Consider the following 24,390-nt stretch of genomic DNA (forward strand, 5'->3'; position numbering starts at 1 on the left):
TGTTCGGTTATGAAGATAGGAAGGATAGCAGGAATAGTTTTCCGGATTCACCCTGTGTTGCTCCTGCTGTTGCTCGCGTACATATCCCTAGGGTTGGCCCGGGAAGTGCTTACTGTTTTTGTTTCGGTAGTTCTCCATGAACTTGCTCACACGGTTGTCGCTTCACGGTTGAGCGTGCGGGTCACGGAGGTGGAGCTTTTTCCGTTTGGCGGGCAGGCTAAAACAGAAGACTTCGTCGCCGTCAACCCGGAAAACGAGGTTTGCATTGCTCTGGCCGGTCCCTGCACCAGCTTGCTGTTAGCGGGATTGGCCTGGTTGGCAGTAAGGTGGGGTGGACCCCAGCTTTTTTTCTTGATCAAGGCTAATCTGGCTTTGGGTTTGTTTAATCTTCTGCCGGTCCTTCCTCTGGATGGGGGAAGGGTGCTTCGGGCCGTGCTTTCGTTGAAGTGGGGCTGGCGTAAAGCCACAGTCAACGTGGCTACGCTCGGACAACTAGCGGGCGGTTTACTTTGCGGCTACGGGGGATACCTGTTATTGTATTCGGAGCAAGGCGCCAATTTCTTTTTTTTAGGCTTATTCCTTTGGTGGGCAGCAAGACTTGAAGCCAAGTTACTCACGTATGGTTTTGTGCGTTACCTGGTCAATAAGAAGGGCCAACTGGCCCGTAAGGGAATGCTGCCTGCCTATCACCTGGTAGCTGTTTCTTCGACCCGCCTCAAAGACGTTATCCATGCTGTTTCTCCTGCCACTTATACCGTTGTTGTTCTAATTAATGACGAGGAGCGAATTGAAGGCTACCTCACCGAGGGCGAGTTGATTGAAGCATGGTTCGAAAAAGGTCCTTCGGCTAGTTTAGGAGATGTGGTCCGTGGGTAGCACGGCTTTTCTGCATCTCGCGTATGCCCAGAGGAAGTTATGCTTTATAATAAGACAAGGGTTTGAACACGTTGAAATTGGGGGAAAGTTAAATTTGGATAATATAGAAGTCCGAAATAAGAAGCAAGTCGGCCGGGAAGAATTGTCTCGGGTTCTGCTGAGCGTGAACCGTCCAGCCCGGTATACGGGCGGTGAATACAACAGCATAGTGAAAGACTGGGACAAGGCTTCGGTCAAGATAGCTCTGGCTTTCCCGGACGTGTACGAAGTGGGCATGTCGCATCTAGGCGGAAGGATACTGTACGGGTTGGTGAACTCGCAGCCCGATTATCTTTTGGAACGGGTCTTTGCGCCTTGGCCGGACATGGAAGAGGTCATGCGGCGGGAGGGTTGGGTTCTTTACTCACTCGAAAGTTTTCGCCCGGTGCGGGAGTTCGACGTGGTCGGCTTTTCGCTCCAATACGAACTCTCTTTCACCAATGTCTTGAATATGTTGGAACTCGCGGGCATTCCTCTTTGGTCTGGAAGTAGAAGAGAAGGGGATCCCTTGGTAATTGCCGGAGGGCCGGTCTGCTTTAATCCCGAACCGGTTACCCCTTTTTTTGACGCTTTTCTCATCGGCGACGGCGAGGAGGTATTGCTGGAGTTTTTGGCGGTTCTTAACCAGAACCGGGACCGCCCACGAAAAGAGGTTTTGAGCATTTTGGCTACAATCGAAGGGGTTTACGTTCCTGGCTTGTACAAGGTAAGTTACAACGATGATGGGACTTTGAGAGAGACGAGACCCCTGCAGGAAGGGATTCCGTCCCGGGTTAAGAAGAGGGTGGTTCAGAACCTGGACCAAGCTTACTATCCCTTGAACCCGGTGGTCCCTTTTCTAGATATCGTGCACGACCGGGCAGTACTGGAGGTAATGCGAGGATGCCAGCGGGCGTGCCGGTTTTGCCAGGCGGGTATGACTTACAGACCGGTCCGGGAAAAAAGCTTCTCTACTCTAGCGAACCAGGCCCAGGCTGTTTTAGAAAACACCGGGTATGAAGAGATATCACTGGCCTCTCTCAGCACCGCCGATTATTCGAATGTTGAACGTTTAGTCGAAGCTCTGATTAAACGACACGGGGCCAGAGGCATAGGGGTTTCTTTGCCTTCACTGCGAGCCGATGCTTTTTCGGTGAAGCTGGCAAGCGAAGTACAGAAAGTTAGAAAAACTACTCTGACTTTTGCGCCCGAAGCCGGGACCGAGCGCTTGCGAAGGGTGATTAACAAGAACGTAAGCGAAGAAGATTTGATGGCAGCAGTAGAAGCAGCATTTACGGCCGGGTGGAACGGGGTCAAGCTGTATTTTATGATCGGGCTTCCGACTGAGACTTACGAGGACCTGGATGGTATCCTGGACTTGCTGAGCCGGGTTAGAGGGGCGGGAAGAGCGAAAGGAGTAAAGCGGCTCAACATTACTGCCAGCATCTCCAACTTCGTGCCGAAACCGCACACTCCTTTCCAGTGGGAACCCCAGCTCAAACCAGCCGAACTGGAAGCCAGGCGAAGGTATCTTTTGAACAAAGTTAAAGGGCTGAAAGGGGTGCACCTGGATTTCCACGACCCTGAGACCAGCTATCTGGAAGGGATAATGGCACGCGGTGACCGGCGGCTGGCTTCGGCCATTTACCGGGCTTACCGCCTGGGATGTAAGTTTGACGGGTGGAAAGAATTCTTCCGTGCCGACCTATGGTCGCAGGCTTTTGCCGAGGATAACATAGACCCGGATTTTTATACAGCCAGACGGCGCGAATATACCGAGGTTTTTCCCTGGGACATTATCGATTCCGGCGTAGATAAAGAGTATCTGATATCGGAACATGAACGGAGCAGGCTGGGGATATCCACCCCTGACTGCCGCTATGATAAATGTGTAGGTTGTGGCGTTTGTCCCACACTCGGAGTGGAGCTGGACCTGAGAGGAGAAGAAGGATTTGCGCCTAAGAGTTGAGTACAAAAAGGGCCAAGAGATCAAATATCTTTCTCACCTGCAGTTGATACGCCTGGTCGAGAGGGTGCTCAGGCGGGCGCAAATTCCTTACGCTTTGTCTGAAGGGTTTTCGCCGCACATCAAGCTATCGCTGGGCACGGTGTTGCCGGTGGGGGTATGGGGCGTTCGCGAATATTTCGATCTGGAGCTGACCAGAGAGATACCTCCGGGGCAGTTTATGGAAGCCGTGAACCGGGTGGCTCCGACCGGGTTTGAGGTGAGGCAGGCAAAGATTATCAGCGACAAGGCCCCGAGTTTGCAGGCGCAGGTCAATGCCGCTGTTTATTGTCTGGTATTGAAGCCGGGGGTTGAGGAAGAAAGAGCTAGGACCACGCTGGAGGATGTCATGAGAGGGGAGAAACTGATGGTGCCCAAACGAGGTTCGGCGACCGAGGAGAAAGACCTGCGGCCAGGCATATACAGGCTGAGCCTGGGTAAAGAGGAAGGGGTGCTGGTGATACTAGCCCTGGTGTCGTCCGGTAGCAAGGACAACATTAGACCGGATGAACTGGTCCTTTGCCTGGAGGATCGCGGCTTAGCAGGGGCCTTTGCCGATGTATACCGAATGGCCAATTACTGGAGGCAGCCTGACGGCAGTTTGTCTTCGCCACTTGACCTGGAGAAGGTGTGAGCTTGGACAGGCATATTATTATTGAGATTTATCCCTGGGAGACCAGGGTCGGGATAACCGAGGATGGAAAACTGGTAGAGGTTTTCTGGGAAAACCCCGAGTCGAAAGTCGGCAAGATTTATAAAGGGATCGTGAAGGACGTGGTACGGGGGCTTTCCTGTGCTTTTGTTGACCTGGGGTTTAACCGAAGCGCTTTTTTGTACACAGGGGAAAACGAAAGGTTCAGAAACAGGGGCAGTGTTTTTTCTATGTTGAAAAAAGGTCAAACCGTCTTAGTGCAGGTAAAAAAAGAGGCGGTAGCCGAAAAAGGAGCCAGGGTCACCCAGGACATATCTATTCCGGGCAGGCATTTGGTCTTGCTGCCTAACCAGGAAGGGGTATCGGTTTCACGTAGGATCACGTGCGATAGCCGAAGGCGAGATTTGAAAAGGTTGCTTGAGGAAGCCAAACCTCAAGGAGTTGGAGTCATAGCCCGGACCAATTCGGCCGAGGCCCCTAACGAAGAGATATTAGCCGAATTGCGAGAACTGCTTGATTTGTGGGAAAGGATAAAGAGGAGTTACGAAAGCACTCGTGGTCCAGGAGTTATTTACGAGGACTTGGGAATCATCGAGTGCAGCCTGAGAGAATATCTGGATGTGAATACCAAGGCGGTCTTAATAAACCATTACGAAGAAAAACTTAGGCTGGAAGAACTGTTACAAGACAAACACCCGGACTTTGCTTTCTTGCTAAGGTATGAAGAGGGTGACCTTTTCGACAAATACGGGCTGGAAAAGGAGCTGAAACACGCTCTGGGGCGCAGGGTCTGGCTGCGCCATGGGGGTTACCTGGTGATAGATGAAACCGAGGCTTTGACCGTTATCGATGTTAACAGCGGCAAGTATACCAGTAATTCGGAGTTTGAGGAAACGGCTTTGAGAACCAACCTGGACGCGGCAGCAGAGATCCCGCGTCAACTTCGGTTGCGCCGAATCGGGGGAATTATCCTCATCGATTTCATAGACATGAAAAAGCCCGGACACCAAGAGGAGGTTTTGAACCGGCTGCAACAGGAACTGAGTAAAGACAAGGCCCACACCCGGGTTATGGGGTTTACCAGACTCGGGATACTGGAGATGACAAGACAGAAGTCCCGGCATCGGTTGCGCCAGTTGTTCACGGAAGGATGTCGCTGGTGCCGGAGCGAAGGCCGGTTGCCAGCCGTGGGTTCGGTCGCCAACGAGATCCGGCGCAAGCTGGTCAGCATGGATTACATACTGGCAAACACCATCCTGTGTCAGGCCAATCCCGAGGTTATTCGTGAGCTCTCAGGTGATAGGAACAGCATGATCTATATCGAAGAGCGGCTGGGCAAGAGAATCGTGTTGGAGGAAGAGCCCGGCTACGACGTGGCTACATATAAACTGTTCTCGCGGTAAAAAAAAATGAGTTACTCGAGGGCATACTAACTGCGTTGTCTTATCTTAATTTCGTTTTCCAGATTGGCAGGGATTCTTGATGCGTCTCGGTGATTTGTAAGCAAAAGCGCTTCCCTTGACGGAGCGGCATGACTGTGGTAATCTCTTTGTGGTTGCACGTTTTTGCAACCGCCCGGTCCGGGCCGATAAACGGTCGTTTGACCTGCCTTTTGACCGGCGAGTCTCAAGAATGTGGAGGTGTATTTTTGGTGTATGCTATTATTGAAACTGGGGGCAAGCAGTACCGCGTAGAACCTGGGAAGATTTTGACGGTGGAGAAGCTGAACGCGGATGTGGGCAGCCAGGTAGATATCGAGACGGTGCTTGCGGCCAAGAACGAAGCGATGTTCAAAGTAGGTCAGCCGTACGTACAGGGAGCAAGGGTCAGAGCAACGGTGCTCGAACATGGCAAGGGCAGAAAAATAGTAGTTTTCAAGTACAAGCCCAAAAAGAACTACAAGAAAAAGCAGGGCCATCGTCAGCCGTTTACAAGAATAAGGATCGACGAGATCGTATTTTGAAAAGGGAATGGTTACGGTCAAGCTGTTCCGGGATAGTAAAGGACAGATCACCGGCTTTGAGGTAAGAGGTCATGCGGGTTTTGCGCCGGAAGGACAGGACATAGTTTGTGCTGGGGTTTCCATGGTGGCGCAAACCGCGGTTATAGGGCTAATCCGCCATCTAAGTATCCGCCCCCGGTTTGAAAAGGAGCGCGGGTTCTTGATCTGCAGTCTGCCTGCCGGGTTAGCGGGTTCGGAAATGGAGAAGGCTCAGGTCATACTGACTACTCTGGAAGAAGGCCTGGTGGCCTTAGAGACCAGTTACCCCGAATATGTAAGGGTGGTAAGACAAGGAGGTGTTAACAGTGTTCAAGATTGACCTGCAATTGTTTGCTCATAAAAAGGGAGTGGGTAGTTCCCGTAATGGCCGTGACAGCGAATCCAAGCGGTTGGGTGTCAAGAGGTTTGACGGGCAGGTAGTCCGGGCTGGGAATATCCTGGTAAGACAACGCGGGACTAAGATCCATCCCGGCAATAACGTGGGCATCGGCGGAGACGATACCCTGTTTGCCCTGGTTGACGGGTACGTGAAGTTCGAGCGCAAAGGCAAGGACAGAAAGAAAGTCAGCGTTTATCCTGTAGACTCGCTTACGATGTAGGTGGAGATGAGGTTAATCCATAACAGCCGAAGCACCGAAGTGCCCCTGGATAAGATCCAGGGGTGTTTTTGCTTGAGAAAGAAGAAGCGGGGTGGCGGAATGAAGGCCGAAGAGGTCATATGGTTCCTGGATTGTCAGCGCCATGATTATCTCAATCACCTTCAGGTTATAAGCGGGCTGCTAGAACTAGGACAACCGGCAAGAGCCCGGGAGTATTTGAAAGAGGCTTTACGATTCATCGAAACTGAGCGGATGTTGTTAAAGGGGCATGAACCGGAGCTCGGTCTTTTTCTCTACCGGTTTTGGCAGAAGGTTCGAGCCTTTGAAGTGGACGTAAAATTTGTCCGAATAGAAGAAACTTTCGAAGACCAGCTTTCTGGAGAAAACTTGGTCTATGATTTGGATTCAATTGTAGAAGAAATTGGTAGGTCTTTTTCGGGAAGTCTGGTGGAGGTTTCGGTATTGGCGACTGATTGCTTGATATGCTTGCTCGCTAGCGGTAGGGGGAAAAGGTTGGAGTTGACGTATGATAGGGGTGTTGCCGGTGTTCGTTGACCAGGCCAAGATCTATGTCAAAGCTGGTGACGGCGGAAACGGGGCAGTAGCTTTTCGCAGGGAGAAGTATGTGCCCATGGGCGGTCCAGCTGGCGGTGACGGTGGCCGAGGCGGAAACGTGGTCCTAGTAGCCGATGAGGGCCTGTCGACTTTAATGGATTTTAAGTACAAACGCCACTACAAAGCAGCTAGAGGGGAGCACGGCCAGGGCAAGAACATGCATGGCCGCGGCGGTGAAGACCTTTTAATCCGGGTGCCGTGTGGCACTGTAGTCAAAGATGCCGACAGTGGGGAGGTCATAGCCGATCTGACCGAACCCGGGCAATCGGCAATCGTGGCTCGGGGAGGGCGAGGAGGACGGGGTAACGCCAGATTCGCTTCTCCTACGCGCAGGGCCCCTTCGTTTGCCGAAAAAGGAGAACCGGGGGAAGAAAAGTGGCTGGTATTAGAGCTCAAGCTCTTGGCAGATGTTGGTCTAGTCGGGTTCCCGAATGCCGGAAAATCTACTCTGATTTCAAGACTTTCAGCGGCCCGGCCTAAGATCGCTGATTATCCGTTTACAACTCTGGTTCCAAATCTTGGAGTGGTGCGGATGCCGGACGGAGATGGCTTTGTTATCGCCGATATTCCGGGACTTATCGAAGGAGCACACCAAGGAGCAGGATTGGGACATGAGTTCCTGCGGCACATTGAAAGGACAAGGGTTCTGGTCTTCGTTTTGGACGTGGCTGAAACCGAGGGGCGCGACGTTTGTGACGATTTCCGTGTCTTGTTACACGAGCTCCAGCAGTACAACCTGGGACTGGCGTCTAGGCCCCGGATCTTAGCGGCCAACAAGATGGACATAGAAGCCGCGCCTGACAAGCTGGAAAAGCTGCGGCAGAGTTTCCCAGAGGAGGAGATTTTCCCGATTTCGGCGGTTACGGGTGAGGGGATAGAACCGCTTTTGCAGCGCTTGTACCACCTGGTCAGGGTAACACCGCTCCGGGAACCCCAGGAAAAAGAGAGGGTCATACACCGTTTTTATGAGGAAAAGCCTTTCCATATCGAAGTGGTCGACGGGGTGTTTGTAGTCACCGGGGACAGGATCGAAAAGCTGGTAGCTATGACCGATCTCAACAATGAAGAGGCTTTGGAGCGTTTCCAGCGTGTCGTCGAGAGAATGGGACTGGAAGAAGCTTTACGGGATAAAGGAATCAAACCGGGAGACCTGGTAAGGATCAGAGACTTCGAGTTCGAATATGTGGAGTAAAGCTCTCTATGCAAGTGTTTTCGTGCTCTAGCGGCGACTACTTAAGATATCATTATAGAAGTTTCTTCGGAAGGAGTGAAGCGTTGTGGAGCGAAGTGACCTGGCCAGGTGCGAGCGCATCGTGGTTAAGGTAGGGACCAGCACCTTGACTCATCCTACTCACCAGCTGAACCTAATGCGGATGGAAGTCCTGGTGAGGGAGATGGCGGACATACATAACCAGGGCAAAGAGCTGCTCTTGGTCAGCTCAGGAGCGATCGGGCTGGGGGTTGCAAGGCTAGGATTGAAAGAGCCCCCCCGTACCCTACCTATGAAACAGGCGATGGCGGCAGTAGGACAGGGTACATTAGTCCACATGTATGAAAAGCTGTTTTCGGAATACAGCAAAACCGTGGCCCAGGTCCTCTTGACTAAGGACGATTTCAATGAAAGACTGCGATACCTTAACAGCCGTAATACTCTACTCACCCTGCTGGGACTGGGGGTCATCCCGATCATAAACGAGAACGATACGGTGGTAGTGGACGAGATCAAGTTTGGGGACAACGACACCCTTTCGGCTTTGGTGGCAGGGGCGGTGGACGCTGATCTCCTAGTAATTCTTTCCGATATTGACGGGTTGTACGATGATGACCCTCGCCAAAACCCGAAGGCCAGGAGGTTACCTGAAGTGTACGAAATCACCGACGAGATGGAAAAAAAGTCCCACCGTCGCGGTACAAAACTCGCGAGCGGCGGGATGTACACCAAGCTCCTGGCAGCCAAGATCGTCATGGCAGCGGGGATACCCATGGTAGTGGCTCATGGAGCGGAAAAAAACGTGCTGCGCAGGATAATAGCAGGGGAACCTTTGGGGACTCTGTTCGTTCCCAAAGAGAGCCGGATGCAGGCGCGCAAGCGCTGGATCGCTTTCGGGAGTGCCTGTCAGGGAAAGGTTTATATCGATAACGGGGCAAAAGAAGCGGTCTTACACCGGGGAAAAAGCCTTTTGCCGAGTGGCATAACCGGCGTAGAGGGGATTTTCGAACGGGGCAACGTGATTTCCCTGGTAGACTTGGAAGGACACGAGTTTGCCCGGGGTATAACGAACTACTCAGCCGAAGAAATCAAGCTCATTGCCGGTAAGAAAACTTCGCAGATCGAGCGCATTCTCGGGCATAAAGATTACGACGAGGTTATCCACCGCAACAATCTGACCGTGTACGAGGCATAACTGAAAGACGGTGCGGGCTGCCGGTTATTGTTATTCCCCATATGTCACCAATAAAGCTGCCATGACACCATTGGTAGACCTGGTGGCTGTTTTGGAGCGGGTTACTGCCCGGGCTGTCTTTCGAGGTTGTGCTTGTTCTTTATTTTTTCGACCTTCTTCAGAAACAGGTCGAGCAGGCTCAGCATCTTTTCCTCACTCAACTGCCCGTGCAGGCTGGGAGTCTCGAAGAAGCGTCTGGGAAACCGCAATTCCCGGAAATCAAATCCCAGTTTCTCTTTGATGCGAAGCTTGGCCGCGTATATCCTTTCGCCCAGCTCGACCAGTTGTTCCTGGGATACATTGAGCCCAATAGCCCGGTAAGCCTTGGTGATGGTTTCGACATCGTATACTTTTCGGGCAAAGAGGCAGACTATCAAGCAGTTGGTCAGGCAACGGAGTTTTTCTTCTTCAAGGATGGAATCTACCAGCCATTCTCCTTCTTCATAGTCCTCGCTCTGGTCAAAAGAATACCCGGCATTATCCAAATGAGAATGGCGCAGACCAACGGCCTGCCCAAACGCGGCTCCATAACCCGTATGGTAACCGGTCATTTCATGTCTTCCTAGGGTCATGGCGAAGTCAAGCCCGCCATACTGCCTGGCTGCGAATTCTGTTCCTTCAGCCATGGCCCGGTACAGGTGGTTGGATCTCTTGACCAGGTTATCCACCACCGTGAGGTAACCGTCTAGGTAGCCGAATTCGAGGCGGGTGCCGAGCAGGTGCTCATCTATAAGACCTTGCTGAAAGGCTTCGGTCGCCCAGCCCAGAAGAACTCCGGTAGAAATGGCATCAAGCCCGTATCCCTCTATTTTCTCCAAGAGAGCAAGGAAATCGCTTCTCGTGGTCATGCCGAGAAAAGTACCCAGGGCAAATATCGGTTCATGGTCATAACTCATCACCGTCGATTCCCACTCTTGGGGCTCTCCGAAGCGGTGTCGGTGTAAGGCCAAGTGTATGCACCCGACCGGACAACCTATACAAGCCACCTGCCTTACCAGGTTGTGTTGAGCAAAAGCTTCTCCCGACAATTCCTCCGCATACTCGAAAGTGCTGCTCTGCAGGTTGCGGGTGGGCAGGGCATTCATGGCGTTGAGACGCAGTATATTTACCGGAGTGCCTAAGTCGTGGTATTTTTCCATGAGGTCGGTTTCAGTTACTTTCTCGTAGATTTCCTGGTACACTTCTTTGTAGTTCTTGAAAACCTCCTTGGGAATCGGATAGTGGCGGTCGCCATGAATCACTATGGCTTTGAGATTCTTGCTGCCAAAAACGGCGCCTCCTCCCAGCCTCCCGAAATGTCTGTAAGTATCGACATTGACTCCGGCAAACTTGACCAGCTTTTCCCCTGCCTGACCGATCCTCAGCGTACTCCGAAAACCGCGCCCCGGCTCCAGTTCACGGAGGTACCTCCCTGCTTCTTCAACCCCGGTGCCCCAGAGGGGGTCGGCTTTGCGGATGTGAACGACTTGTGGCCCTATGACCAGGTATACCGGCCGCTCGGCTTTCCCACTGATGACCACAGCGTCATAGCCGGCATACCGCAAGGCCAGGGCTGCTCTCCCTCCGGCATAGCTTTCACCAAGATTGCCGGTCAAAGGAGACCTGAACATATAGACCATCTTGGTAACTACAGGATAGATGGTGGACAAGAGCCCGATGGACAGTATGATGGGTTGTTCTGGTGCCAGCGGGTCCAGGTCGTACCTCAGGTTTTCTTCTAGGAGTTTAGTTGCAAGACCTAATCCTCCCAGGTATTCGTACAGGTCTTCTCTGTCCTCAATGTCGATCTTTCCACTACTCAAGTCGATGTTTAAGACCCGCATATATCTTCCATCCAGCATCAGTCTTCCACCTCTTCCAGTCTGATCACGTCGTGGGGGCAGAACTTAGCACATATTCCGCAGTGAATGCACATAATCGGTTTGTTGGTTTCGGGATGCATCCGGATGTACTCTACTGGGCAAGCCTTTATGCAGTCCCCACACCCGTTGCATTTTTTTTCGATTAACCTAACGCCACCGCCTTTACGGGGAACGAGCGCACTGTATGAGCAAGCCTCAGCGCAGGGAGGGACTCTACAGCCCCTGCAGATGTCGGCGGTTAGTTTACTTTGGTACCCGCCCCGAGTTCTAATCTGGATGGCTGCAACGGAAGGGCTGAAGCTTTTCATTACTTCACGAGCACAGGCCAACATACACGAGTAGCAGGCGATGCATTTGCCCATCATGGGGGCTGTCAAAAGCTTGGCCAAAAAGCATCCCTCCGAGAAGGAAGATCAAGTTTAAAATGGAATCGACTACAACTATATTTTACCGCAACGGTGGATAGAAATTCATAGTATCATGGTAAACGGGGATGCGTGGTGAAGAAGAAACAAAGACAGAGTGGGAGAAGTCATGTTATAAAACGAGTAATAGAAGATTATCTGCGTGCCTGCCCAGTCATGAAGCTGAGTGACGGGGATGCTTGCCCTTGTGGCAGCATCCGGCGGTACGGCGACTGCTGTGGCCCCAAAGGGGTTGAATACCGCCTATTGTGGGCGAATGAAAGCGGGGAGCCCGCACTAATCGATTCCCGTACTTTCCGCGAAAAGGCTACAGAATTATTGATGTACTTGGATCGGCCGTGGGTGCGAGGTATAAGCTCTCTAAGTCAGGGGCTGCGTTACCTCGAGGGTCTCTATAGAAGATACGATTCTTTCGTTGCGTTGTTTGAACGCTTCGTATCGTGCCGGCGGGGTTGTACTGCCTGTTGCTACTACCTTGTGGGGACCAGTTTTTTAGAGGCGGAATTGATCAAGAGATATGCGGTTCGACTTTTGAGCCAGGAGCAACTGGACGCGATTCGGGTCAGGGTGCGGGAGCAGCTGGCATATTACATCAGAGAAAACCAAAGGCCGCGAGATCGCCAAAAGGATGAAGAATTGCTGGCGGCGTATTTTCAGAAAAGACTGCCTTGCCCGTTCCTGTCCGCCGAGAATGACTGTATGGTCTACCCGGTGAGACCGTTTACCTGCCGCTCCCATTCCGCTGTATCGGATCCACATGCCTGCGAGACGGGTAAGGGGCTTGACCTTCTGGATGTGATGGGGTTGACGACCTCAATTGCAACGACGTTAGTAGAAGTTTCTGCGACCTTTTTTGGAGACGAAAAGTGGGAACATATAGGTTTGTGGTTGGCGTTCTAAACCGAGGACAAAACAGGCCAGAACAGTTACCATTAACAGGAAAGGCCATGCAGGTAGATGGATAGCCCGGAAGGGGCAACAATACCGTTTTCAGTTACTATGCCACGGATGAAGGCGGAGGGAATCAGGTCTAGGCCCGGGTCATAAACAGGCGGCTGGCTTGAAGGGTGCAACTTGGTCCAATCACCGATGCAGTAGACGGGGACTGGAAACGGGGCACGGGCGGCAGCTCTGGCCGCCGACAGGCTGGGATAGCCGTTGACCACTGAGCCATCAAGAAGGATGACATCAGAACCTATCAACACCATATCGATACCTGTAAGCATGTCATCTATTTCGCGGTCGGGCATGACCTCAACGGCTGTTCCCGACTGCTCAAGTCGGGCAGCCATTAGCTCGCCGTATTTGTGGTTACCGTAAGAGGATTCCAGACAGGAAACCTTGAAGATTTTGCCCTGCTCTTTGGCTCTCTCAAAGGTTTCGATTACCGTAGAACTGAAACTGCATGTCATAACCGCGGCTCCGTCTCCGATGAGTTCAGCTGCATGAGCGATCGAGCGATAACGAGCGGAAACGACGGCATCGGTAACCCGTTCTACCGCTGTCAAAACCCCGGAGCGTGCTTCTTCAATGTCGCAACAGTGGGCAAGGGTTTTTTTCATAAATTGCTCAAAGCAGCGGACGCAGTTGGTTATGGCTACCATGGCTGGCCTGGCTGATCGCAAAAGGTGGGCATAAGAATTTATTTCTTCAACGAATTCCCGTGCCGTTCTAGCTTTGCTGCCGAGAGCAGCCGAGCCCAGTACCTGCAGGGCCTTTAGAGCCAGCTCGCTGGCTCCGTGCACCTGGTCGAGTCGTATATCTTCGATCTCCCGCAAAACGCGTTTCATTTCACCGACTCCCAGGCGGCATCTAGCTGGGGTACAGTGTCATAGCTGACGATATCTTGGGGCGCTATCCATCGGTATTCGGCGTGTTCCCAGTTTGTTTTCAATGCGAGTTCACCGGAAACGCGAAAACGAAAAGGATGTACTATCCAGGTCCTATCCAGTTCGCGGTCAACAACCTCGATGGGTTCACCTTGTTTTACCAATATCAGCTTCTCCGGATCCAGTCCGAGCTCTTCTTCGATTTCCAGTTTGGCCTGTGCCAGGGGAGTGTTGCCCGGTTCAATGTAACCGCTGATGCCTGCCCATCTTTGCTGGTATGAACCGACGGCCTGACTCCGCCGCAAGAGCAGGATTTTTCCTTCAAACTCGATAAAGCATGTAACCACGTCAACTCTAGTCATTTCGTTTCACTTACTCCTTTAAGAGTTATCCGACTTCGGAGCCGTTTTCTTCTTCTTGCAAGCCACATCGATGAAACGATTCGAGCGGGACAAACCTAGAAAGGTCTTTTTTGCATTATCTTTATATTTTGCTCTAGGTGCTTTATTTAGGGACCTGCAACTTTATTCTTGCCGGGTTCAGCAGATGTGGGACGTTTCAATTCTTGTTTGTGCCCTGACGCCAATACTCTTCTCTTGTCTTTCATCAGTTTGGGGGTCGTCTAAATGCCTTTGCCCCAAAAGATAAGTAACAAACTGATGGGCGGTTCTTCCAGATCTCCCGTGATACCTCATTTCCCATTGGATGGCTCTGCGCCTCAGTTCTTCTGAGGGCAGGCTTAAGCCGTTCCTTCTGGCTAAATGCTCGACTATGCGCAGATACTGTTCCTGACTGGGAGCCTGGTAACGGATAGTTATGCCGAAGCGATCGGCCAAAGAAAGCTTTTCTTGATGGGATTCGGAAACATGGATTTCTTCATCTATCGATTGGCGGTCTCGCCAGGTTTCTTTGACCAGATGCCGGCGGTTAGAGGTTACATACAGGAGAAGATTGCCGGGAGTGCCTTCCAGGCTCCCTTCAATCGCGGCCTTTACGTGTTTGTATTCTACCTCGAACTCTTCAAACGAAAGGTCATCAATGAAAACGATGAAACGGAAGCCGCGGTTTCTAACGGTATCGGCAATGTCGGCGAGGTAGCAAACATGGTCCTTGCCCAACTCGATCATGCGCAGACCGTCAGGTGCGTAACGGGTAAGCAAAGCCTTGACCGATGAAGACTTGCCAGTCCCTTTTTCGCCATAGAGCAAGACGTTATTAGCCTTATTACCTCGAAGGAAAATCTCGGTATTCATTAACAACATTTTCTTTTGCTCTTCGATTCCCACCAGTTCATCGAGTTCAATCGGGTCTGGGTTCCTTATGCCTCGAAGGCCTTGGTCCCAGCGAAATCCCGGGTATTTTCCCATCTGCCCGCACCCTACGGCACGGTAAAACCCGGCCAGGGCTTCAAGGATTATCAGTGGGTCCGATTCACCCGAAAAAAGCTGGTGAAGGATGGTCATTTTGGATACCCGGTGCTTGTGAAAAGGATAAGTATCGGGTTGCGGTTGCCAGCAGTGATCCCACCACGAGGAATCGAGACCGACCTCGCGCGCTACTTCGTTCCAATTAAGGTTGTATAAGTCCTTTAATATAGAGATATCACGCCGAGCCAGATCCCAAACCGGTGAGCCAGCTTCTGGCGCTTTGTTCTCACAGCCGAGGCTGAAAACGTTTTCGTCTTCGACGATGAGGTTAAGAATGTAATTACGCCATGAGTCGACTGCGAGCTCGAAATCGCCAGCCTTTGCAAGGACCATGTGCACGATCGAGCAGTACAAGCTTTCCGATTCGCTTCGAGATTGGCTCTCAAAACCTTGCAGTGAGCTGATTAACTGTAGGGTTTTGTCGACGACCGGGTCCTGGAGGAGGTTGCGATAGACAACAAGTCGTTGCAAAGCAGGGTACGTTATGGTCACGAAATCCACTCCTTTTATTCGTCAGTCGGGGCCGAACAACCCCTCCATTTATCAAGATTATAAAAGCTAATAAACGCCTATTGTCAAGGATATCGGTTCAAGATGTATACAGAAGGGCATGTATCTGGTAATATTTAGCCAAGATTAGACCTATCATGTAGACAGGGAGTATTTTGTGATATGGCTGATTACATTGGGGTTGTTGGGGCTGCTTTCTGTGACAGGGAGACGGCTGATTTGGCCTACAGGGTTGGTAGAGCTTTGGCCCGTGAAGGTTTGATCGTTGTTTGCGGAGGCATGGGGGGAGTGATGGAATCCGTAGCACGGGGGGTGAGCGAAGAAAAAGGAGTCGTCATCGGAATTCTGCCAGGTCGAGACCGGCTAGAGGGCAACCGGTACCTGACTTACGCGATACCCACAGGATTGGGAGATGCGAGAAATGCGGTGATAGCTTGTGCTGCCGATGCGCTAATTGCTATAGCGGGAGGTTTCGGAACTTTGTCAGAGATCTCGCTTGCCCGGAAAGCGGGTAAACCCGTGGTCGGGCTGAAAACTTGGAAAGCTACAAACGGGACGGGTGAGGATATCGGGGTTGTGAATGCTGCTACGCCGGAGGAGGCTGTGGCTAAAATCTTAGATTTGCTTGAAGATAAGCGCAGGAGAGACAATACGGCGTAGGCAAGTGATTTGCTCATGTGAGGCGAGGGAGGGGCCTGTATGTCAGCCATTATAGACGTGGGGACCAGTGAGTTTGTGGAAGAGGTGTTGACTTCGCAATTGCCGGTCCTGGTTGTTTTTCGCGCTCCTTGGTGCGGCTTTTGCCAGTTGATGAACCGGGTCTTGGAAGCCATAGCCCGGGATTACGACGGGCGTCTCAAGGTGGTGAGGGTAAATGCTGACGAAAACAGAAATTTGGCAGCATGGTATGAGGTATATGCAGTACCGGAAACGATTCTTTTTGTGGATGGTCATGAACAGCAACGGATAACTGGATACAGGGAGAGAGATGAACTGGCACGGATGATCAACCGGGTGATATTTCACGCGTGAAGCAGGTAGAGGCGGCTCGTCATAGTCGCTTCGCCCGGTTAGCACTTCCGGAAACACTCGACACACGGGCGCGTTTCCATTCCTCTAGTGATAACGCCGCTGGCTGTCATAAGGGTCTACGTAAATCAGCGCCTAATTTCCGGACCAGAGTTAAGCCCCGGGACAAACTGCCCCGGGGCTTAACTCTACCCTCGCTTATAACTTAGTCCGTTCGCGCAAATCTAGTCTTTTGTTTTCACTGTTGCTAGAATGCTTCTGCAACATTCGGCGTTCTTGATGACGAAGCACTCCGGGCGTTCGACTATCTGGTACTGGCCGTTGGCTTCCACCTCTATATCGGCCAATGTAAGCCCGTCTTTCTTCGGGATGAAGACGCTTCGCCCGATGGGTATGTTCGCTTCTTTCAAAACTGCCATGCTTTCACCTCCGATCAAGAGTATATTCTAAGCCTGTGTGATAGTTTCTAATAAGGTAGTTTCTACGTTGGCGCAAATGATTCCTGCTGCTGATAATGATTTTTTGCTTCCTCATAATAAATCAGGCTCCCACTTTTCGACTCCTATGGGGTGCTCTCCTTTCAGTATGGAGGCAAAAGCCAGCAAAGCCCTGCGAGCGTCTCCGACAGGGTAATAGAACTGGTCCCAATGCTCGCTGTCTTCCCCGTCGTGGTTGGGAATAACGTAGTCGAACTGCCAGGCTAGCTGCATTTCTGAATAGGCGCTTTCGGCTCGGGCTTCGATATTAGCAAGGTCCTTCAAGGAAAGCAACCCTTTTTGTTTCTTCGTGCGGCGCAGCAGCTTGCGGCGCATGACATCGGTTACGAACTCGCGCAAGTTGATTCCTTGCTCGCGGAGACAAATAATTTCTTCTCGGGACAGGGGAGAAAGAAATACGCTTATCCTGGGTATGCTTGCAAAACGCGGCGATTTCCAAAGCTCAGTCGGAACAAAAGGATTGCCTTCGAAAAAGGCGTTGATTCCTTCTTTCAGTATTGAGATCAGACTTTCGATGTCCAATGCCTGCAAGTCTCCGCGCACGTTTAAGACCAAGAAGCCATCGTCATTTTTTAAAGCTTCTATGTATTCACGAGTGCGGAAAAAGTAATCGATTCCTTCTTGTTCTCCCGGACGCGGGGAGCGGCTGTTGTACAGGGTTAGCTTTCGCAATTTTCCCTCTAGCTCCGGGTAAAACTTCTTCAGGGCATTATGAAGAGGACCTTTACCCACACAAGATGGCCCCGCGAGGACCACAAACAGCCCTGATTGTTTTGCCACGGTATCACCCCCTTTCCTTACGCACCTAGCAATGAGTCAATCCTATAATTCTCAATTCTTCATTCTTAATTCTTAATTTACAGCCCCACTTTGCTATCGCGCCTGTACTTGATGGTCAGGCAAGGGACACGGCGGAGGATCGACGCCCTTTGGCAGTGCTTCTTCGACCACGACCGAAGAAGGGCAGCCTCCGGTTTCATTGGGCCCGGGGATGTTTGCTCTGTACAATTTGTTACCGTGGCGCGGGTCTTTGCATATGGGTACCATCTCCGAAGATGTGGGGGCAGACGAGTGAATATCACAGTACTCGGTCGGTGGTTTGTCTGGGTCCCGGCTGTCTGCAGGAACGTTGACAAAAGCTTTCGGTACCGGGAAAGGACAATGCTCGGTGGCCAGTTTTCCGGAGTCGGGGCATATGTTGTACAAAACATGCCGGTCGCAGATTTTGTCGGGAATATTGTCTTCAGTTGCGTAGTCAGAGATGATACATTTGTCCGGGCAAAGCTGAGAAGGGAGTAACCCGGACTTGTTGCAGACCTGAACCGAGACTATGCCCTTCGGTGTCACGAAAGCCTGGCGGGGCTCCCCTTCTAGAGCTTTTGTCATCACCGATTTCCAGATGCGGGCTGGATAAGTGCCACCGGCCACGTTGTACATCCTCTCCAGCTGGTCGTAACCCATCCATACCCCGCAGGTGTAGTTAGGGGTGTAGCCGACGAACCAAGCATTTTGAAGATCCTGGCTGGTACCGGTTTTGCCTGCGCAGGGGACCCCGGGTATTTGGGCTCGAGTACCGGTGCCTGCTTGGACAACGGTCTGCAGCATGCTGGTCATGAGCCAGGCTGTGGTGGGTTTCATTACGCGGCGGTATTGGGGACGGTGGGTGTATATCACGTGTCCTTCAGCGGTTGTTATCTTAATAATGGTATGGGGTTTGACATACACCCCGTTGTTGGCAAAGCACCCGTAGGCCGCGGTAAGCTCGAGCGGACTCACCCCTTTGGTAAGACCGCCCAAAGCCGTCGAGAGGCCCATATCATTTTTCTGGCCCGCTCTAACCAAACTGGTTATCCCCAATTTTTCGGCGAAATCTATACCGTTTTTGATGCCGACAAGCTCGGACAGCTTAACCGCATACACGTTTACCGACCATTGTACAGCAGTACGCATGGTAATGAGTCCCCGGTACTTGCCGTCATAGTTCTGCGGAGACCAGGGGCCGCTGGGGGTAGGGAAGGTTACGGGAGAATCGTCTAGAACATAGAAGGGCATATACCCCTGTTCAAGAGCAGGTCCATAAACAACTACCGGCTTAAAGGCGGAGCCGGGATGGCGAAGAGAATCGATTGCCCGGTTAAAACCCCTCCTTTGTTCATACTTACGTCCGCCAATGATGGCCTTTATCTCACCCGTATGGTGGTCGAGAAGCACCATGGCTGACTGGACCTCTTGGCCTTTTTTGCTTTTGCCAGAGGGAAAGAAACTGGAGTCAGCGTAGACGTCTTCGGCGTGTTTCTGCACTTCTGAATCCATGGTGGTGTATATACGAAGTCCTTCATTATATATAGCATACTGCGGGTTTTCGTAATAACCGCGCAGGATCTGGTCAGCTTCTTCTATCACCGAGTCCACAAAGTAACCGTAACGCGAGTCAGATGACAAGCTTTTCTTGAAAGATAAAGGCTGGTCATACGCTTTATCGGCTTCTTCCTGGCTAATGTAGCCGCAGTGAACCATGTTATTAAGAACAACCTGCTGCCTCTTTTTGGCTAAGTCGTAGTTGGTAAAAGGCGACAGGCGTCCCGGACTCTGGATGACGCCGGCCAGCATGGCCGATTCGCTAAGGTTTAAATCTTGCACGTTTTTCCCGAAATAGGTTTGGGCCGCAGCTTGAACCCCGTAAGCGCCGCTGCCGAAATACACCTTATTCAAATAGAATTCCAAGATCTCATCTTTTGAGTACTTCGATTCAAGCTGAAAAGCCAGCAGTATTTCTTTTATTTTCCGTTCATAAGTCTTTTCCGGGTATAGGAAGGATACACGGGCTAGCTGTTGGGTTATGGTGCTGGCTCCCTGGGCCTTGCTATGGCGAACGAGATTGACCATCATGGCCCCCGCGATACGCTTGAGGTTAACCCCGTGGTGCTTGTAGAAATCTTGGTCTTCGGTTGCTATCACGGCGTTGATGAGATGAGGAGGTATGTCTTTTAGGGCTACATTGATTCGATTTTCCGCAGCATGCAACCTGGTGACTTGACGGCCTTGGTCGTCGAAAATGATGGAAGTCTCAGAACCCATGAGCTTGTTCGGGTCCCAGGTTGGAAGGCTGCGGATGGCTCCTAGCACAACTCCTACTGATGACCCCATCAGGACTAGGAAACACACTATGAGTATAGCTCCCCATGGGGGTCGTCTTCTCTTTCGGCGAATTTTATCGTTAGTCTGCAAGTACAACGCCTCCCAATCGACTGTGTTTCGGTGACCCATCTACCAATGCCACCGGGCATACGACCTCGTGAAGGCCCGGGGGGTCACGCCGCAAACTGTTGTTCGTTCAACAAGATTCCAACCATCTCCGCGTATAAGAATAATTATTATAGTTAACTGGCTGAAATCCTTCTTCATGTCTACACGTGCTTCGGGGATTCATTTCTTTTTGAAGTAAAGCGAGGGGCCAGAATGGAGATGTCGAGGTTTATTGCTTCAACGCAAAACGTTGTGTTATCATGGGTGAGAGTCGCGAAATCCCAGTGGTTTGAGGAGGAATCGCTTTGGATGACGTCAGCCAGAAGGCCATGGAACAGCTGAGACTCTTGAAAAGGGGTACAGCTGAGATACTACCCGAAGATGAATTTCTAAAGAAGTTGGAAAATTCTATAAGAAACCAGAAACCGCTGAGGGCAAAACTGGGGTTGGACCCAACTGCACCTGACATTCACCTCGGGCACAGTGTGGTTTTGAACAAACTGCGGCAGTTCCAGGATCTGGGCCATGAGGTGCACTTGATTATCGGTGATTTTACAGGAAGAATAGGGGACCCGAGCGGTAAATCTGAAACTCGCAAGCAACTGAGCGAGGAAGAGGTAATACAAAACGCGCGTACCTATGAGATGCAGATATTTAAGATACTAGACAAGAGTAAGACTTACATTTATTTCAACAGCGAATGGTTGTCCCGGATGAGGTTTGCGGATGTGATCAATCTGGCCGGCAAGTACACGGTAGCCAGAATGATGGAACGAGAGGATTTTTCCAGGCGATTCAAGGAAGGGATACCGATCAGTGTGCACGAATTTTTGTACCCTTTAATGCAAGGGTATGATTCGGTCGTTTTGCGGGCAGATGTGGAGCTAGGCGGTACTGACCAGAAATTTAATTTATTGGTTGGGCGCGACTTACAGAAGGAGTATGGGCAAGAACCGCAGATAGCCCTGATGATGCCGATATTAGAGGGAACCGACGGAGTCCAGAAAATGAGCAAGAGCCTGGGAAATTATATAGGAATAAATGAAGATGCCAATGAGATGTACGGCAAAACCATGTCGATACCAGACTCTCTGATTACTAGGTATTTCGAGTTAGTTACCAGGGTTCCTATGGAGGAGATAACGGAGATCGAAACCGCGATAAAATCAGGGCGTATGAACCCGAGGGATGCTAAGATGCGGCTGGCTCGGGAAATCGTGAGGATGTACCACGGTCAGGAAGAGGCCTACAGAGCAGAGGAAAGGTTTAAGTTGGTTTTTCAGCAAAGAGAAATACCCGATGATATTGAAGAGTTTACTATCAGCACGAATCCCATCTGGGTAGGCAAGCTCCTGGTTGAAGCCGGTTTGTGCCCTTCTACGAGTGAAGCCAAGCGTATGGTTAAACAAGGAGCGGTGAAGGTCGACGGCAAGCGGATTGAGGATGAGGATGCAAATCTTGCCCTTGAGGATGGGCAGGTTATTCAGGTTGGGAAGAGAAGGTTTGTCCGGATTCGGGTTTAGTGAGAAGTATTCACCTTCCGTTCACACTTTTCATATATTGAGGGTGCGGGAGGTGAATTTTTTTGTGTATGGCAGGAGGCGGCCGGTATGGGTTATCCCGGTAGTAATAGGGGTACTGATTTTGGTGATAATCATAGTAGATAGAAACATAGGACCTACATTATCCGAGATAGCCAGGACCAAAGCCCAATTGATGGGGGTTGAGTGTATAAACAAAGCGGTCAACGAACGGGTTGTACGAGACATCGAATACCGAGATCTGGTCTTAGTGCGTACGGATGATCGGGGAAGAGTGGTGTTAATTCAGCCGAATACGATAAAAATAAGTCAACTGATGGCGAAAAGCAGCCTGGAAATCGCCGAAGCATTGGACCAGTTGAGCGAGACATCGCTTGGCATACCACTCGGGCAGATGTTTGGTTCTACTTTTCTGGCCGGTTATGGCCCAAAAGTTCGGGTCAAAGTGATTCCGGCAGGCACCGTGAATGTGGACATCATTAGCAAGTTTCAGAGTGCTGGAATTAACCAATCTAGACATTTGATTTATCTTAAAGTATCTAGTAAACTAAAAGTGGTAGTTCCTTTCTCGAGTGATGAGGTGAAAGTGGCTACCACGATTCCGGTAGCGGAGACGATAATAGTTGGGGATGTCCCCGGTATGTATGTGAGTCTAGAGAAGCCGAATGCGATAACGCGTTCGGCTGTTCAATCCTTGAGTCCATAGATGATTGCAGTATTCGCAGACATTTTCTTGAAGGGTTTAAGAAAGGCTATTGACAGCCCCAACACCGCATGCTAATATAAATCTTGCGCGCGGCGAGGCGCGCGGGGAGATCTTAGAAAACTGAACAGCGGAGCCTAGTGCTTATGAATACGAGGATGGCCAGAGTAATTCTGGGGCAAAGATAAGCAAGGATTAGATGGAGAGTTTGATCCTGGCTCAGGACGAACGCTGGCGGCGTGCCTAACACATGCAAGTCGAGCGGTCCGGCACTCAGCACAGTGCTCATTCGGGGGATGTAGGAAGTAGAGGGAGAGGCAATTGGAGCAGGTAATTAGGGGATGAGTGAGCAGTGAGCTGAGTGCCGGATAGCGGCGGACGGGTGAGTAACGCGTGGGTAATCTACCCATAAGAGGGGGATAACACTGGGAAACCGGTGCTAATACCGCATAAGCTATTCGGTATGCATGTACTGGATAGTAAAGGTGGCCTCTGGAGCAAGCTACCGCTTATGGATGAGCCCGCGTCTGATTAGCTAGTTGGTGGGGTAACGGCCTACCAAGGCGACGATCAGTAGCCGGCCTGAGAGGGTGGACGGCCACACTGGGACTGAGACACGGCCCAGACTCCTACGGGAGGCAGCAGTGGGGAATATTGCGCAATGGGGGGAACCCTGACGCAGCGACGCCGCGTGAGCGACGAAGGCCTTCGGGTTGTAAAGCTCTTTTATTAGGGACGAAATCCCGCATGCGAATAGTGTGTGGGGATGACGGTACCTAATGAATAAGCCCCGGCTAACTACGTGCCAGCAGCCGCGGTAAGACGTAGGGGGCGAGCGTTGTCCGGAATTACTGGGCGTAAAGAGCGTGTAGGCGGGCTGTTAAGTCAGGTGTGAAATACCGCAGCTCAACTGCGGGGTGGCATCTGATACTGGCAGTCTTGAGGGCAGGAGAGGGAAGTGGAATTCCTGGTGTAGCGGTGAAATGCGTAGATATCAGGAGGAACACCAGTGGCGAAGGCGGCTTCCTGGACTGGCCCTGACGCTGAGACGCGAAAGCGTGGGGAGCAAACAGGATTAGATACCCTGGTAGTCCACGCTGTAAACGATGGGCACTAGGTGTAGGAGGTATCGACCCCTTCTGTGCCGCAGCTAACGCAATAAGTGCCCCGCCTGGGGAGTACGGTCGCAAGGCTGAAACTCAAAGGAATTGACGGGGGCCCGCACAAGCGGTGGAGCATGTGGTTTAATTCGATGCAACGCGAAGAACCTTACCAGGGCTTGACATCCTGCGGACCTGGTGGAAACACTGGGGTGCCTTAGGGAAACTTAAGGAACGCAGAGACAGGTGGTGCATGGTTGTCGTCAGCTCGTGTCGTGAGATGTTGGGTTAAGTCCCGCAACGAGCGCAACCCTTGCTGTTAGTTGCTAACGGGTGAAGCCGAGCACTCTAACGGGACTGCCGGTGACAAGCCGGAGGAAGGTGGGGATGACGTCAAATCATCATGCCCTTTATGCCCTGGGCTACACACGTGCTACAATGGCCGGTACAGAGAGAAGCGAAGCCGCGAGGTGGAGCAAATCTCAAAAGCCGGTCTCAGTTCGGATTGCAGGCTGCAACTCGCCTGCATGAAGTCGGAATCGCTAGTAATCGCGAATCAGAACGTCGCGGTGAATGCGTTCCCGGGCCTTGTACACACCGCCCGTCACACCACGAAAGCTGGCAACACCCGAAGCCGGTGAGCCAACCCGGCACTCAAGTGGTGGGAAAAGACTTTAGGAGATGGTTGCTGAAGGAAAGCAGGAAGCATCTTCGGAGCGAGTTCTCGCCAGTTGAGTGCCGGGAGGCAGCCGTCGAAGGTGGGGCTGGTGATTGGGGTGAAGTCGTAACAAGGTATCCGTACCGGAAGGTGCGGATGGATCACCTCCTTTCTAAGGAGCAACGAAGTGGAGGGAAGAACAGGAGAAGACAGTTCTGAGTGATTGTCTCACTTCCAACTTCCCGCCTCCCACTTCCATTCTCCTAGGTCGATCGCTAGGCTTCCGCTGTTTTGGTTTATAAATAAGAATTGAGAGTTAAGAGTTAAGAATTAAGAATTAAGAATTAAGAAT

The 24,390-nt window shown here is 51.5% G+C and carries 23 protein-coding genes, 1 rRNA gene and 1 other annotated feature; of the genes, 16 read left to right on the plus strand and 8 right to left on the minus strand.

The window, feature by feature from the left end; translation table 11 throughout:
- Positions 1-9 precede the first annotated feature (9 nt).
- From SLIP_RS03425 to proB, 10 genes are all read left to right on the plus strand, one after another.
- Positions 10-876: a M50 family metallopeptidase gene (locus tag SLIP_RS03425; RefSeq protein WP_148216504.1), complete on the plus strand. Its 867-nt coding sequence runs from the start codon at positions 10-12 to the stop codon at positions 874-876.
- On the plus strand, positions 860-2,863 hold the full coding sequence (locus tag SLIP_RS03430; RefSeq protein WP_148216505.1) for a TIGR03960 family B12-binding radical SAM protein: 2,004 nt from the start codon (positions 860-862) through the stop codon (positions 2,861-2,863). The genes SLIP_RS03425 and SLIP_RS03430 overlap by 17 nt, the downstream gene beginning before the upstream one ends.
- Positions 2,847-3,533 carry a TIGR03936 family radical SAM-associated protein gene (locus SLIP_RS11960; RefSeq protein WP_013174885.1) on the plus strand — a complete coding sequence of 229 codons (687 nt, stop codon included), beginning with the start codon at positions 2,847-2,849 and terminating at the stop codon, positions 3,531-3,533. Before SLIP_RS03430 ends, SLIP_RS11960 begins: the two co-directional genes overlap by 17 nt.
- Positions 3,530-4,954 carry an Rne/Rng family ribonuclease gene (locus tag SLIP_RS03440; protein ID WP_013174886.1) on the plus strand — a complete coding sequence of 475 codons (1,425 nt, stop codon included), beginning with the start codon at positions 3,530-3,532 and terminating at the stop codon, positions 4,952-4,954. Before SLIP_RS11960 ends, SLIP_RS03440 begins: the two co-directional genes overlap by 4 nt.
- Before the next feature lie 156 nt (positions 4,955-5,110).
- Positions 5,111-5,188, plus strand: a sequence feature (ribosomal protein L21 leader region).
- A 14-nt stretch (positions 5,189-5,202) separates the two neighbouring features.
- Positions 5,203-5,514 carry a 50S ribosomal protein L21 gene (rplU, locus tag SLIP_RS03445; protein ID WP_013174887.1) on the plus strand — a complete coding sequence of 104 codons (312 nt, stop codon included), beginning with the start codon at positions 5,203-5,205 and terminating at the stop codon, positions 5,512-5,514.
- 7 nt (positions 5,515-5,521) lie between these two features.
- On the plus strand, positions 5,522-5,872 hold the full coding sequence (locus tag SLIP_RS03450) for a ribosomal-processing cysteine protease Prp (protein ID WP_013174888.1): 351 nt from the start codon (positions 5,522-5,524) through the stop codon (positions 5,870-5,872).
- Complete coding sequence (gene rpmA / locus SLIP_RS03455; protein ID WP_013174889.1) at positions 5,859-6,152, plus strand: 50S ribosomal protein L27; 294 nt, start codon at positions 5,859-5,861, stop codon at positions 6,150-6,152. The genes SLIP_RS03450 and rpmA overlap by 14 nt, the downstream gene beginning before the upstream one ends.
- 72 nt (positions 6,153-6,224) lie before the next feature.
- Entirely contained in the window at positions 6,225-6,707 is a 483-nt protein-coding gene (locus SLIP_RS03460) for a Spo0B domain-containing protein (protein ID WP_242649119.1), read from the plus strand.
- Positions 6,697-7,959, plus strand: coding sequence for a GTPase ObgE (gene obgE / locus SLIP_RS03465; protein ID WP_041433365.1), 1,263 nt, complete (start codon positions 6,697-6,699; stop codon positions 7,957-7,959). The genes SLIP_RS03460 and obgE overlap by 11 nt, the downstream gene beginning before the upstream one ends.
- Before the next feature lie 85 nt (positions 7,960-8,044).
- Entirely contained in the window at positions 8,045-9,172 is a 1,128-nt protein-coding gene (proB, locus tag SLIP_RS03470) for a glutamate 5-kinase (protein WP_013174892.1), read from the plus strand.
- Positions 9,173-9,273: 101 nt separating this feature from the next.
- On the opposite strand, the gene SLIP_RS03475 is transcribed toward proB, so the two are convergent.
- Positions 9,274-11,052, minus strand: coding sequence for an aldehyde ferredoxin oxidoreductase N-terminal domain-containing protein (locus SLIP_RS03475; RefSeq protein WP_013174893.1), 1,779 nt, complete (start codon positions 11,050-11,052; stop codon positions 9,274-9,276).
- The gene (locus tag SLIP_RS03480) at positions 11,052-11,462 is read right to left on the minus strand and encodes a 4Fe-4S dicluster domain-containing protein (protein WP_013174894.1); all 411 of its coding nucleotides are present in this window, start codon (positions 11,460-11,462) and stop codon (positions 11,052-11,054) included. Before SLIP_RS03480 ends, SLIP_RS03475 begins: the two co-directional genes overlap by 1 nt.
- A gap of 111 nt (positions 11,463-11,573) precedes the next feature.
- Between SLIP_RS03480 and SLIP_RS03485 the strand changes: the two genes are divergently transcribed.
- On the plus strand, positions 11,574-12,398 hold the full coding sequence (locus SLIP_RS03485) for a YkgJ family cysteine cluster protein (RefSeq protein WP_013174895.1): 825 nt from the start codon (positions 11,574-11,576) through the stop codon (positions 12,396-12,398).
- A 32-nt stretch (positions 12,399-12,430) separates the two neighbouring features.
- On the opposite strand, the gene SLIP_RS03490 is transcribed toward SLIP_RS03485, so the two are convergent.
- The 3 genes from SLIP_RS03490 to SLIP_RS03500 all read right to left on the minus strand — a co-directional run bounded on the left by SLIP_RS03490 (position 12,431) and on the right by SLIP_RS03500 (position 15,246).
- Positions 12,431-13,288 (minus strand): eIF2B alpha/beta/delta subunit family protein, encoded by an 858-nt coding sequence (locus SLIP_RS03490; protein ID WP_013174896.1) that lies wholly within the window; start codon positions 13,286-13,288, stop codon positions 12,431-12,433.
- Positions 13,285-13,689, minus strand: a complete 405-nt coding sequence (locus tag SLIP_RS03495) for an NUDIX domain-containing protein (RefSeq protein WP_013174897.1) — start codon at positions 13,687-13,689, stop codon at positions 13,285-13,287. Before SLIP_RS03495 ends, SLIP_RS03490 begins: the two co-directional genes overlap by 4 nt.
- Before the next feature lie 177 nt (positions 13,690-13,866).
- Complete coding sequence (locus SLIP_RS03500; RefSeq protein WP_013174898.1) at positions 13,867-15,246, minus strand: ATP-binding protein; 1,380 nt, start codon at positions 15,244-15,246, stop codon at positions 13,867-13,869.
- A gap of 180 nt (positions 15,247-15,426) precedes the next feature.
- On the opposite strand from SLIP_RS03500, the gene SLIP_RS03505 reads away from it, so the two are divergent.
- Complete coding sequence (locus SLIP_RS03505; protein ID WP_013174899.1) at positions 15,427-15,924, plus strand: TIGR00725 family protein; 498 nt, start codon at positions 15,427-15,429, stop codon at positions 15,922-15,924.
- 39 nt (positions 15,925-15,963) lie between these two features.
- Positions 15,964-16,296 (plus strand): thioredoxin family protein, encoded by a 333-nt coding sequence (locus SLIP_RS03510; protein ID WP_013174900.1) that lies wholly within the window; start codon positions 15,964-15,966, stop codon positions 16,294-16,296.
- Positions 16,297-16,517: 221 nt separating this feature from the next.
- Here the strand turns inward: SLIP_RS03510 and SLIP_RS03515 are convergent, their stop codons facing one another.
- The 3 genes from SLIP_RS03515 to SLIP_RS03525 form a co-directional block, all read right to left on the minus strand.
- Complete coding sequence (locus tag SLIP_RS03515) at positions 16,518-16,712, minus strand: hypothetical protein (RefSeq protein ID WP_013174901.1); 195 nt, start codon at positions 16,710-16,712, stop codon at positions 16,518-16,520.
- Between the two features lie 111 nt (positions 16,713-16,823).
- A complete protein-coding gene (locus SLIP_RS11965; RefSeq protein ID WP_013174902.1) occupies positions 16,824-17,570 on the minus strand; it encodes a guanylate kinase in 747 nt (248 codons plus the stop codon).
- A gap of 93 nt (positions 17,571-17,663) precedes the next feature.
- Complete coding sequence (locus SLIP_RS03525; RefSeq protein WP_148216507.1) at positions 17,664-20,057, minus strand: transglycosylase domain-containing protein; 2,394 nt, start codon at positions 20,055-20,057, stop codon at positions 17,664-17,666.
- A gap of 308 nt (positions 20,058-20,365) precedes the next feature.
- On the opposite strand from SLIP_RS03525, the gene tyrS reads away from it, so the two are divergent.
- From tyrS to SLIP_RS03540, 3 genes are all read left to right on the plus strand, one after another.
- On the plus strand, positions 20,366-21,559 hold the full coding sequence (gene tyrS / locus SLIP_RS03530; RefSeq protein ID WP_041433368.1) for a tyrosine--tRNA ligase: 1,194 nt from the start codon (positions 20,366-20,368) through the stop codon (positions 21,557-21,559).
- A gap of 64 nt (positions 21,560-21,623) precedes the next feature.
- The gene (gene yunB, locus SLIP_RS03535; RefSeq protein WP_013174905.1) at positions 21,624-22,283 is read left to right on the plus strand and encodes a sporulation protein YunB; all 660 of its coding nucleotides are present in this window, start codon (positions 21,624-21,626) and stop codon (positions 22,281-22,283) included.
- A 193-nt stretch (positions 22,284-22,476) separates the two neighbouring features.
- Positions 22,477-24,210: ribosomal RNA gene (locus SLIP_RS03540) — 16S ribosomal RNA — on the plus strand.
- The last annotated feature ends 180 nt before the right edge of the window (positions 24,211-24,390 follow it).

This window comes from Syntrophothermus lipocalidus DSM 12680 (assembly GCF_000092405.1).
GTDB lineage: Bacteria > Bacillota > Syntrophomonadia > Syntrophomonadales > Syntrophothermaceae > Syntrophothermus > Syntrophothermus lipocalidus.